The sequence below is a fragment of the Brassicibacter mesophilus genome (genome assembly GCF_050433385.1).
Lineage (GTDB): Bacteria > Bacillota > Clostridia > Tissierellales > Proteiniboraceae > Brassicibacter > Brassicibacter mesophilus.
The window spans coordinates 93,415-105,912 of sequence record NZ_JBNPXI010000016.1; the positions used below are offsets into that span (position 1 = coordinate 93,415).

The 12,498-nt window shown below is 31.4% G+C and carries 11 protein-coding genes and 1 riboswitch; of the genes, 3 read left to right on the forward strand and 8 right to left on the reverse strand.

Annotated features, from left to right (window positions below; translation table 11 throughout):
* Positions 1-87: 87 nt before the first annotated feature.
* Both guaA and guaB read right to left on the reverse strand, forming a co-directional pair.
* A complete protein-coding gene (gene guaA, locus HNR33_RS15775) occupies positions 88-1,617 on the reverse strand; it encodes a glutamine-hydrolyzing GMP synthase (protein WP_488167843.1) in 1,530 nt (509 codons plus the stop codon).
* 167 nt (positions 1,618-1,784) lie between these two features.
* A complete protein-coding gene (gene guaB / locus HNR33_RS15780; protein WP_429085065.1) occupies positions 1,785-3,239 on the reverse strand; it encodes an IMP dehydrogenase in 1,455 nt (484 codons plus the stop codon).
* Between the two features lie 136 nt (positions 3,240-3,375).
* Positions 3,376-3,477: riboswitch (purine riboswitch) on the reverse strand.
* Positions 3,478-3,769: 292 nt separating this feature from the next.
* Between guaB and HNR33_RS15785 the strand changes: the two genes are divergently transcribed.
* The 3 genes from HNR33_RS15785 (at position 3,770) to HNR33_RS15795 (ending at position 5,003) form a co-directional block, all read left to right on the forward strand.
* Positions 3,770-3,955, forward strand: coding sequence for a hypothetical protein (locus tag HNR33_RS15785; protein WP_429085067.1), 186 nt, complete (start codon positions 3,770-3,772; stop codon positions 3,953-3,955).
* A 29-nt stretch (positions 3,956-3,984) separates the two neighbouring features.
* Positions 3,985-4,254, forward strand: coding sequence for a spore coat protein (locus HNR33_RS15790; protein ID WP_429085069.1), 270 nt, complete (start codon positions 3,985-3,987; stop codon positions 4,252-4,254).
* A gap of 251 nt (positions 4,255-4,505) precedes the next feature.
* On the forward strand, positions 4,506-5,003 hold the full coding sequence (locus tag HNR33_RS15795) for a hypothetical protein (protein ID WP_429085071.1): 498 nt from the start codon (positions 4,506-4,508) through the stop codon (positions 5,001-5,003).
* Positions 5,004-5,396: 393 nt separating this feature from the next.
* On the opposite strand, the gene groL is transcribed toward HNR33_RS15795, so the two are convergent.
* The 6 genes from groL to HNR33_RS15825 form a co-directional block, all read right to left on the reverse strand.
* Complete coding sequence (groL, locus tag HNR33_RS15800; RefSeq protein WP_429085073.1) at positions 5,397-7,028, reverse strand: chaperonin GroEL; 1,632 nt, start codon at positions 7,026-7,028, stop codon at positions 5,397-5,399.
* A gap of 60 nt (positions 7,029-7,088) precedes the next feature.
* Positions 7,089-7,370: a co-chaperone GroES gene (locus HNR33_RS15805; protein WP_429085075.1), complete on the reverse strand. Its 282-nt coding sequence runs from the start codon at positions 7,368-7,370 to the stop codon at positions 7,089-7,091.
* A gap of 269 nt (positions 7,371-7,639) precedes the next feature.
* Positions 7,640-8,338, reverse strand: a complete 699-nt coding sequence (locus tag HNR33_RS15810; protein ID WP_429085077.1) for a DUF554 domain-containing protein — start codon at positions 8,336-8,338, stop codon at positions 7,640-7,642.
* A gap of 106 nt (positions 8,339-8,444) precedes the next feature.
* Complete coding sequence (locus tag HNR33_RS15815; protein WP_429085079.1) at positions 8,445-9,326, reverse strand: DNA-3-methyladenine glycosylase family protein; 882 nt, start codon at positions 9,324-9,326, stop codon at positions 8,445-8,447.
* A gap of 230 nt (positions 9,327-9,556) precedes the next feature.
* On the reverse strand, positions 9,557-11,521 hold the full coding sequence (locus tag HNR33_RS15820) for an ABC transporter permease (RefSeq protein WP_429085081.1): 1,965 nt from the start codon (positions 11,519-11,521) through the stop codon (positions 9,557-9,559).
* Complete coding sequence (locus HNR33_RS15825) at positions 11,508-12,275, reverse strand: ABC transporter ATP-binding protein (RefSeq protein WP_429085083.1); 768 nt, start codon at positions 12,273-12,275, stop codon at positions 11,508-11,510. Before HNR33_RS15825 ends, HNR33_RS15820 begins: the two co-directional genes overlap by 14 nt.
* Positions 12,276-12,498: the final 223 nt, after the last annotated feature.

Genomic DNA, 12,498 nt, shown 5'->3' on the forward strand with positions numbered 1-12,498 from the left:
ATTTTTAGATTGTTTGCCAAGGATAGAACTACTAAGCAAAAACGAACCTGAAAACAGATATACATATGTTTTCAGGTTTCCTGTTTTCTACTCCCACTCAATAGTTGCTGGTGGTTTTGATGTTATATCATAAACTATTCTATTTACTCCATCAACTTCATTTACAATTCTTCTTGAAACCTTATCAAGTACTTCATATGGTACTCTGGCCCAGTCTGAAGTCATGCCATCTGACGATGTTACTGCTCTAAGTGCTATTGTATGTGTATAAGTTCTTTCATCTCCCATTACTCCAACACTCTTTATGTTTGGTAGAGCAGCAAAATATTGCCATATCTTTCCTTCTAATCCTGCAATCTTTATTTCCTCTCTAAATATCCAGTCTGCTTCTCTTACTATATGAAGCTTCTCTTCTGTTATTTCCCCTAATACTCTAATAGCAAGTCCTGGGCCTGGGAATGGTTGTCTATTTACTATGTCATCAGGTATCCCTAATTCATTCCCAACTTTCCTAACCTCATCCTTAAACAATTGTCTCAATGGCTCAATTAATTCAAAATCTACATCCTCCGGAAGTCCGCCTACATTGTGGTGACTTTTGATAACTGAAGCCTTGTCTGTTCCACTTTCTATTACATCAGGGTATATAGTTCCTTGTACCAAATAATCGATTTGACCAAGCTTTGCTTTCTCTTCTTCAAATACTCTTATAAATTCTTCTCCAATAATCTTTCTCTTTGTTTCAGGGTCTGTTACACCTTTAAGCTTACCTAAAAATCTCTCTTGAGCATTTACTCTAATCAAGTTCATGTCAAATCTGTTTCTAAACACTTCTTCAACCTGATCCCCTTCATCTTTTCTTAAAAGACCATGATCAACGAAAACACATGTCAAGTTTTTGCCTATAGCTTTGTGTATTAATACCGCAGCAACAGATGAATCAACTCCACCTGATAGAGCGCAGATAGCTTTCTTATCTCCTATTTGATCCTTAAGCTGAGCAATAGATTCATTAACGAAGTCTCCCATATTCCAATCAGGAGTTATTTCACAAACCTTGTATAAGAAATTATTTATGATATCCTTACCTCTTTCAGTATGCTCAACTTCTGGATGAAATTGAACAGCATATAACTTCTTTTCGTTACTTTTCATTGCGGCTACAGGACAAGTATCTGTTTGTGCAGTTATTTCAAAGCCTGCAGGAGGAACTTCAATAAAATCTGTGTGGCTCATCCAGCAAATGATACTTTCATTTATATCATTAAATATTCCTTCTCTATCTTTTATATTAAGCTCTATTTTTCCGTATTCTCTCGCTTGTGCTCTGTTTACTTTTCCTCCGAATACCTGCGCCATAAGCTGTCCACCATAGCATATTCCTAAAACAGGTATTCCTAGTTTAAATACTTCTTCATCACATTTAGGTGAGCTTTCAGCATATACACTAGCAGGGCCACCAGAAAAAATTATACCTTTTGGTGATTTTTCTTTAATCTTATCAATTGAGCAATTATATGGGACAATTTCACAGTATATATTAGCCTCTCTTACTCTTCTAGCAATAAGCTGACTATACTGCCCTCCGAAATCCATTATTAGAATCATATTATTCATCTTTTACCTCCATTTTTTTATTAAGTCTAGAACACAAATCGATATCGGAGCATGAATATAAAAGATAAGAAAGTGCTTATGCGATTCTGATAAGAAAACTAGAGGAAAGAAGCAAAAAATCTCATCGCATGAACGTTCTTTTATATCTGTACTCCCATATTTTAATACTACTTCCTACTATAGTTTGGAGCCTCTTTAGTTATGTGTATATCATGTGGATGACTTTCTATTAGGCCTGCATTAGTTATTCTTGTAAACTGTCCTTTTTCTTTAAGATCTTGTATTGTAGCTGCTCCACAGTATCCCATACCAGCTTTAAGTCCACCAACTAGTTGATAAACTATATCCTTTAATGGTCCCCTATATGCAACTCTTCCTTCTACTCCTTCAGGAACAAACTTCTTATTATCTTCTTGGAAGTATCTGTCTTTACTACCTGCTGCCATTGCTCCAAGTGAACCCATTCCTCTATACACCTTAAATCTTCTTCCCTCGTATAATTCCATTTCTCCAGGACTTTCTTCTGTCCCTGCAAACATTGACCCCATCATTACAACATCTGCACCTGCTGCTATAGCTTTTACTATATCTCCAGAGTATTTTATACCTCCGTCACCTATTACAGGTATGCCATGCTTCTTTGCTGCCTCAGCACAGTTATATATAGCTGTTATTTGAGGTACTCCAACACCAGCTACAACTCTTGTTGTACATATGGAACCAGGTCCAATACCAACTTTAACAGCGTCTACCCCTGCATTTATTAAATCTTCTGTAGCTTCTGCAGTGGCAACATTACCCGCAATTAACTGAACATCTGGAAATTCTGTTTTTATCTTTTTAACTGCTTCTATAACACCTTTTGAGTGTCCATGAGCAGTATCTACAACTATAACATCAACTTTAGAGTTTACAAGTGCTTTTACTCTATCTAATACATCACCTGTAATTCCTACGGCTGCTCCAGCTAATAGTCTTCCGCTTTTATCTTTAGCAGAATTCGGAAACTGAATTGATTTTTCTATATCCTTTATAGTAATAAGACCAATCAATATACCTTCATCATCAATTAATGGGAGCTTTTCTATCTTATGAGCCTTCATTATTTCCTGAGCTTCATCCATTGATATGCCTTCTTTAGCTGTAACTAAGTTTTTCTTTGTCATAACTTCATCAATCTTTTTAGATGGGTCAGTTTCAAATCTTATGTCTCTATTTGTAATAATTCCTACAAGCTTTTTATTATTATCCGTAATTGGAACACCTGATATGCGATATCTTTCCATAAGCTCTAGAGCATCTGATACTATATGATCTGGAGATAAATAAAACGGGTCCGTTATAACACCGTGCTCCGATCTTTTTACCTTGTCTACTTCTAAAGCTTGCTGTTCAATAGACATGTTTTTGTGTATTATACCTATACCGCCCTCTCTAGCTATTGCAATAGCCATCTTTGAATCTGTTACTGTATCCATTCCTGCACTCATTAGAGGAATGTTTAACTTTATTTTCTTTGTTAGATGTGTATTTACTCTAACATCTTTTGGCAATACCTCTGATTTTGCAGGCACTAATAGCACATCATCAAAGGTCAGCCCTTCTTGCAAGAATTTTTCCATTATATTAACCTCCCACATATTTATAATTAAGAATCTAAATTCTTCGTACAATTACAAATAATAAAAAATACACAATCCCTCGAGTGGAATTGTGTATTGAAAAACACAATAAATACCAGAATCTAAAAAGATTCAAGATATTATATATTCCACTCATAGTCAAACAATTTACGGTTGCCTGGTAGAGACTTCCTAGCCATATTCTAGGATATATATGAGCATACAGTATATATTTTTCTTTATAACTTAACAAAAGTTTATATGCTTGTCAAGCTTATACTTCTTGATAATATGTGAATATTTCTTAATAATAATAAAGTTATAATCTCTCTGTTCCATATTGCTCACCTTAAGGCTGTAATTATAGATGTTTCTCCTCACAATCTTATTTCCCATATTATTTTACACAATTTATCATTTAAACTATTTTATTGTCTCCTATTTCATATTTTTCATGCTATATATTTAGGTAACAGCGGAATAATAATATATAACAAGCTTTATTTCTATCATTGATTGGAGGTCATATTGTGGATATAGATTGCAAAACACTTCATATGCTTGAAGATCATTTAAATCAAGAATTTCTTCTTTACAAAAAGTGCTTGAATTATGGGGAAAAAATATATGACAGTGAACTAAAAAATATATGCTATAATGCTAGTCAAAAACACAAAGAAAACTATCAATCAATACTATCCTATCTTCATTCCTAGGATATATTAAAAAAAGGAGAGGTTTATCTATGTACATAGATAAAAGCTTAACCGAAAAAGACTTATTAAACGACCTCATATATTCTGAAAAGTATATTTCATTTTCCTATAGTAATACAATAACAGAGTCTTCATGTTCGCAGCTTAGAGATATATTATCCAAGTGCCAACTGTCTTCACAAAGTGTTCAATACTCTATACATGATGCAATAGATAAAAGAGGATGGAATAGAATAAAGCTGGTAACAGAAAAAGAAATAAAAAGCACAATCGAAGTGTATAATCAAAAAACCTCCTAACAAGGAGGTTTTTGATATATATCAAAATTGACTGTTTTTACACTATGCTAAAAGTAATTTATCTTTATACATATTTTTCTAATTTATGTTATAATAAAAATTAGTGGTTATAGTAATTTTTTACAAGATTACTGTAATATTCTTTTCTCGATAAGTAGATTGTTCAATATTAGCAATATTGAAAATTCACAAGTTATATGTAATATAATGCATTCGATGTCATGATTACATAAGAAAGAAGTAGACAATATATGAAAAAGAAAAAGCTAAAACTAAATATAATAATATTATCCTCAGCACTACTTTTATGCTTAATGATGTTATCTTATGCAGGTCACAAAATAATACTTCTTAACACTGAAACCAATATAGGAAAAATTATATCTAATAATAGGTATAAGTCTTTAAAGGAAAAAGAGGGAGTATCAAACCTAATTATAATAATTTCAAACCAAAGTTTTTCGAATAGAAATGTAGAAATAGAAGTAGCCATAGATGGAAAAAAGATAATAGATAATAGTTTTAAAGTTGAAGACCAGCATAACTGGTTATATTTCTATTATAATTTGGCAGACGGAAGCCATACTATTCACGCTCTATCAGAAGATGGGGCAGAAATAGAAGAGGATTTTGACATAGATATAAATAACAAGAAATGGATTTTAATTGAATATTGGAAAGAAGAGAATTCAAATTCAAAGCTTACTTACGATATAAAAACAAGACCTTTTATGTTTGCTAAAAAATGAAATAATCTTTGTAAGGGTCTACCATTATGAATCCATTGTTTAAATTATTGTCATTTTTTATTTCTATAGCTTTTATTGACTTGATCATGCATTTTCTAGATAAAAGATTCATGTTTAGAGAGAAGCTATATACCAAGATAAAAAACACTCATGTCTACAACATTTCTTTAGTTTTGTCTATTTTTACGAACAGTTTAATAGTTTGTTGTGATAATGCTTCAAAACGTGTTTGTGACTATTCATACTACTATTCTCATCTCTTACAAAAACATAAAGCCGATAAGAAATATCTAAAACCATTTCTTATCGGCTTTTGGTTTGCAAACAGTTAATTCTGTATACTTATTTAATTATCAAACTTCTAAAAATACATGTTTTCTATTTTAGAAGTTCTTACATCATTGGCATTCCGCCTGGCATTCCTCCACCCATTGGTGGCATATCTTGCTCTTCTTCTTCATCTGCTACTACACCTTCAGTAGTTAATACCATAGCAGATACTGATGCAGCATTTTGAAGTGCAGATCTTGTTACTTTAGTTGGATCTACTATACCAGCTTCTATCATGCTTACATATTTTTCGTTTAGTGCATCAAATCCAATACCTATCTCTTTAGTTTTCACATGTTCTACTATAACAGAGCCTTCTAATCCTGCGTTAGCAGCAATTTGTCTAACTGGCTCTTCTAATGCTCTTAAAATTATGTTTATACCTGTTTTTTCGTCTCCTGAAACAGTACTTAATAGTTTTTCAACAGCTGGAATTGCATTGATTAAAGCTGTTCCACCACCAGGTACTATACCTTCTTCAACAGCAGCTCTTGTAGCGGCTAGCGCATCTTCAATTCTTAATTTTCTTTCTTTTAATTCAGTTTCAGTTGCTGCACCAACTTGGATTACTGCAACTCCACCTGATAATTTAGCTAATCTTTCTTGTAATTTTTCTTTGTCAAATTCAGAAGTAGTTTCTTCTATTTGCGCTTTAAGTTGTTTAATTCTATCTTTGATATCTGCTTGGTTTCCAGCACCATTTACTATAGTAGTGTTTTCTTTGTCAACTTTTACAGTTTGTGCTCTACCTAACATATCTATTGTAGCTTCTTTTAAGTCATATCCTAATTCTTCTGATATTACTTCTCCTCCAGTTAAGATCGCGATATCTCTTAACATTTCTTTTCTTCTATCACCAAATCCAGGAGCTTTAACAGCAACACATGTAAATGTTCCTCTTAATTTGTTAACTACTAATGTAGCTAGTGCTTCTCCTTCAACATCTTCAGCAATTATTATTAGTTGCTTTCCTTGCTGAACTATTTGCTCTAATATTGGTAATATTTCTTGAATATTAGTTATCTTTTTGTCAGTAATTAATATATAAGGGTTTTCTAATACTGCTTCCATTTTTTCAGCATCTGTTACCATGTAGGGTGATAGATATCCTCTGTCAAACTGCATACCTTCAACTACATCAAGTGTTGTTCCCATTGATCTTGATTCTTCAACAGTTATAACTCCATCTTTACCTACTTTATCCATAGCTTCTGCAATCAAGCTTCCTATTTCTTCATCAGCAGCTGATATTGAAGCAACTTGAGCTATAGCTTCTTTGCTTTCAATTGATTTTGAAAATGACTTAATTTCTTCTACTGCAGCATCAACTGCTTTATGTATACCCTTTTTAAGAATCATTGGGTTAGCACCTGCAGCAACGTTTTTAAGTCCTTCTCTTATAATAGCTTGAGCTAATAAAGTAGCAGTTGTAGTTCCATCACCAGCTACGTCATTTGTTTTAGTTGCAACTTCTTTAACTAATTGTGCCCCCATGTTTTCATATGCATCTTTTAACTCTATTTCACGAGCTATAGTAACACCATCATTTGTGATAAGTGGCGAACCAAATTTCTTATCTAAAACAACATTTCTTCCTTTTGGTCCTAAAGTAACTTTAACTGTATCAGCTAATTTATTTATACCTCTCTCCATTGCACGACGAGCTTCTTCACCGAATCTAACTTCCTTAGCCATTATATTCACACTCCTTTGATATTAATGATTTTAGTTTCAAAATTCTATTTTAAATAAGAATTATTCTACTACTGCTAATAAATCTGCTAATTTTACAATAGTATATTCTTCTCCATCCATTTTTACTTCTGTTCCTGAATATTTAGAGAATATAACTTTATCGCCAACTTTTATTTCATCTTTCTTCTTTTCATCTTCTGTAATACCAGCACCAACAGCTACAACTTCAGCTATTTGTGGTTGCTCTTTTGCAGAGCCTGGAAGTACTATACCGCTCTTAGTTTTCTCTTCAACTTCAACCTTTTTAATAACTACTCTGTCTCCTAATGGTTTAATGTTCATATTTTACCCTCCTTATTTATTATAATTTTAATATTTTTCTATTTTGTTAGCACTCTTCATTGCCGAGTGCTAATTCTTACAACATATATGTTATCTAATGGTTTATATGGAATCAACTATCATTTTCATTCATAATCATGGTTTTAAAACGAATAACGATTGTTATCCTGATATATTATGAATTTTCATTTAATATATCTGTTTTTCTCTATTTTATTTCTAATATTAATTTTTTTATTACTTTATACATTATTTTTCTAAAAATGTCACTAAATAAGCTTGTATACTACGCTGCTTATAATAAAATATAATAAAGGTATAAAGATAGCTGGAAGCATATTTCCTATTTTAATTCTTTTTATTTCTAATATGTTAATACCTATTCCTATAATCAGTATTCCTCCAACAGCCGCCATTTCTCTAATAACTGACTCTATAAGAAATTCTTTAGCAAATGATGCTGATAAGGTTATAATGCCTTGATAAACGAACACAGATACAGCGGAAAATGCAACCCCTATACCCAATGTAGATGAGAATATAATGGAAGAAACACCATCAATGATTGATTTTGCAAAAAGTGTTTGATGATTTCCTGTAAGTCCACTTTCCAATGAGCCAACTATAGCCATAGCTCCTACACAGTATATTAAAGAAGCTGTAACAAATCCCTTTGAAAAATTAGATGAACCTTGCCCGGCTTTTCTTTCAAGCATGTTACCTAGATTTTCGAGCCTATCCTCAATTCTAATCCATTCTCCAATTATGCTTCCTATTACAACACTCATTATTACTAACAATATATCTTCAGTTTTAAGAGCACTCATTAGGCCAATAATTATTACTATCATACCAAGGCCATTCATAATAGTATTTCTGTAATTTTCCTTAAATCTATTTTTTAAGAATACTCCTACTAAGCTTCCTGTAATAATTGTTATAACATTTACTACTGTTCCTAACACCATCACTCCCCCTTAATCTATAATGTCCGCTGACATATATGTTAGAATATAACCAAAAAAGATAAGAGAATGCTTATGAGATTTTGTTGTTCTTTTTTAGTTATATCCTTTACTTTTTACCAATGCCAAGCTCTCTGGCATAATAAAACAAATATTGCTGAGCAAAGCCTGCGTATTTACCAAACTTATTTTGTCCATATTGCTGAATGTAATTAAGCTTTGAATCCTCTTTGAGATAAAAATATTCCATAACTCTTTTCACCCATACATCGATAGGAAAAGCATCGTATTTGCCCATAGAAAACAGCATGATGCAATCAGACACCTTAGGTCCAACTCCTGCAAATGTCATTAACTCTTTTCTAGCATCATCAGTAGATAAATTTACAAATCTATATATGTCTGTCTCTTTGCTTGATATTATTGTAGCTGCACTAACTATGTATTTAGCCCTAAATCCAGTCTTGCAGTTTTCAACTTCCTCTATTGTAAGATTATCTAGTTTATCCGCAGTTGGGAAGCTATAGTATTTTTTGCCATTATATTCACCAATATAATTACCATATCTCTCGCTTAGCAACTCTATAGCCCTTTTTATCATCGGTATCCTGTTGTTAGCGGATATAATGAATGATATTAATATTTCCCACTCATCTTGACTTAATATTCTTATACCTTCCCCAAATTTTATAGCCTTTTTTAATATAGGATCACTTGATAGCTCTTTTTTTATCTGTCCATAATCTGTACCGAGATTGAAATAGTCATACCAGATATTATTGAAATCCTCCATATTGGTATTAGAAAGTATAACATCGTTTCCTGTCTTATTAACGTTAATTACTCTATTATGCGCCACACCTGTATAGCTTCCATCTGGCTCTTCATTCCATCTAAAGCACTGACCGCAATCAAAAATATGCTTTGGCTCAAAATCTCTTACATCTTTTATAATTATTTTATTTTTTCCCTCAGAAATATTATATTCCATAGTCTTCTTCCTTTCCTTAAATTAGCATTCATCTTCTTATTTAAATATAACCATTATACTATTAATTAATCAAAAATACATGTGTATTTTTGAATTTTCACTATATTTAATTGGATTTAAAATAGTCTAAATAGTCTACATCATTTAAATATAAAAAAGATAACCTATAGATAGTAAGCATTAGTTAAAATGGGAAAAGGGAGAAGTAGTAAACTTCTCCCTTTAAATTGCTAATCAATAGTCAAGCACTTTATCCTATTTATATAAATCCTTCTTATTATCAAGAAGTATATTGCTTGGAAAACAAAATATCCCATCATAACTACAATACCATTAGCAAATAGATTTTTCATTAGTAAATTGGAAAGAGATTTTAATGCAAATAATGAATGTATTGTACTGACAACAAAAGGTAAGAAAAATATTATAGCTATTTGCTTTGTTATCATTTTATTTATTTCTTTTTTAGTTACTCCTATTTTCTTAAGAATATTATATTCAACACCATCTTGTTTTATTTCGTTAAATAGCTTAAAGTATATAATGCTTCCTGATGCTATGAAGAAGAGGAACGCGATAAAGAATCCTATAAACAATGTCATCCCAAAGCTTCTTCTAATTTCTTTAAATGGAATTGCTTTAGAATAATAACTACCTTCATACTTACTACCTAACATATCTTGTATTTCTAAAGAAGCATTAAAAGCTTTTTGCCATTTATTAATATTTACTCCGTTATATATTACTATATCATTGTCTTTAGCCTTATTTAACAAATTTAGAAAATCACTGTCATTCATTATGAGCACATCGAAATATCCTACTTTATATAATGCCATGACACCACCATGTACTTCTTCTCTTACCTTAAATTCTTTTATTTCTCCATTTAAATTTAACTTTACAGCTTCAAATGGAAATTTCTTAGTATTTTCTATATTTCCATTAAAGTCCATTATTTCGTATGGAAAATTATAAACTACTTCATTTTGTTTAACTGTGATTTGATTTTTGCCTATGGATTTAGCCAATTTATTGTAATCAGAATTAGACATAGTTAAAATTTCGGTACTATTACCCTCTGAATTTTTTTTGGTTTCATTCAAAACATTTACATTTTTTACTATAGAAAATTCAGATATTTTCAAGTTATGTTTTTGAAGAATTTCTCTTACTTGAGCTATACTTTCAGTATCGTCTAATGTTTCTCCTTTCTGAATCAATACCATATCTTGTGGAGTATCTATTCCTGAAATAATTGGTATCTCAGTGAAGAAGGAATATATAGTTTCTGTAGCAGAAAAAGTTATTGCTCCTAGTATAGCTGCCAAAAATAATACTTTAGCTGTATCCTGAAGCTTAAATATCATCTGTGAAAAAGCTACCATATTTGTTTTGCTATAAAAAATTCTTTTATTTTTTCTGACCATATTAGCCACTGCTATGCTAAATTGAGTAAATATAAAATATGTCCCTGCTACAACTATTAATATAACTGGTATCATAGCTAGGACGACATATGCACCACTTACAAGCCATGCTATAACATATCCACTTACAACTAAACCCACGCCTAAAATCGATTTAGCTATAGAAAATTTTGGTACTACTTTAGGCGTCTTGTCTGTTTTTAGCTGTTGAATTATTTGTTTGTTTCTTATCTGGAAAAGCATGATTATGTTAATGACTTCAAATAATGCAAGAAATACTCCTGTAGTAAGTCCTAAAGCCTTCAAAGATAGATTAAATGGTAATTTTATATCCATAAATGCTTCCATTGCCATGAAGAATAATTTTGAAAAAATAGTTCCAGTCAGTATCCCTGTGCCTATTGATAATATAGATATTATAGTTGCTTCTATTAATACATATTTTTTTATCTGACCTTTAGTCATTCCAAATAAAGAAAGCAAGCCAAACTCTTTTCCTCTTGACTTAAGGAATATAGAAGTTGAATAGCTTACAAATAATACTGAAAATATAACTATTATAACCTGGCAAGCTACAATACCATTAGCAACACCTTCATTAGCTCCTTGACTAGGTGAAATCGATCCACTATTTAATGCGGGATGAAAAACAAAGTTAGCAAAAATAAAAAATACTCCTACTGCAAATACGTTGCTTAAATAGTACATTATATATCTGTATAGGTTGCCTTTTATATTTTTGGCAGCCATATTAGATATTCTCATTATAGCCACCTCCAAGAAGAGACAGAGAATCCAGTATTTTCTTAAAGAATATTTGTCTGTTTGAGCTTTTATTTATTTCCAAGAAAAACTTACCATCTTTTATCATTATTATTCTATGACAAAAGCTTGCTGCGAAAGCATCATGAGTTACCATAACTATAGTAGCTTTTCTTTCTTTATTTATTTTTTCTAATGACTCCATCAGGTCATAAGATGCTTTTGAATCTAAGTTACCAGTAGGCTCATCAGCTAATATTATAGATGGACTATTAATAAGTGCTCTAGCACAAGCTGTTCTCTGTTGTTGTCCACCTGAAATCTCGTAGGTTCTCTTATCTAAAATATCTTGAATATTTAGTATTGAGGACATCTCATTAACCTTTTTTTCTATATCTACATTTTTAACTCCATCTAATACTAAAGGCAGTATTATATTTTCTTTTACAGAAAGTGTGTCTAGAAGATTAAAATCTTGGAATATAAAACCTAAACTATTTCTTCTAAATAGCGCTAGCTTGTCTTGACTTAATCTATGAGGGTTCTGTCCGCTTATAAGCACTTCTCCAGAAGACGGTGAGTCTATAGTTGCTAGTATATTTAAAAGAGTAGTTTTACCACTACCAGAAGGCCCCATGACGCCAACAAACTCTCCTTCATTTATAGTCATGTTAAAATCATCTAAAGCCTTTACTGATATTCCTTTGCCTTTGCCACCATATATTTTAGATAATCCTTTAGTTTCTAGTACAGCCATATCAATACCTCCATTTATTATCTTTTGCTAAATATATTATAAAAAAACAAGAGAAATCATAGTATTGATTTCCCTTTCAAGTTTACCATTATATCTTACAGTATTGTTAGAATAACATTTGTTATAAGTTAACCTGATGTGCTAGTAGAATTACATCAAGATAAATTTACCAATTTATTTTTAGAAAAAAATATGCTTCTTATAAACTATTACTGGATATATT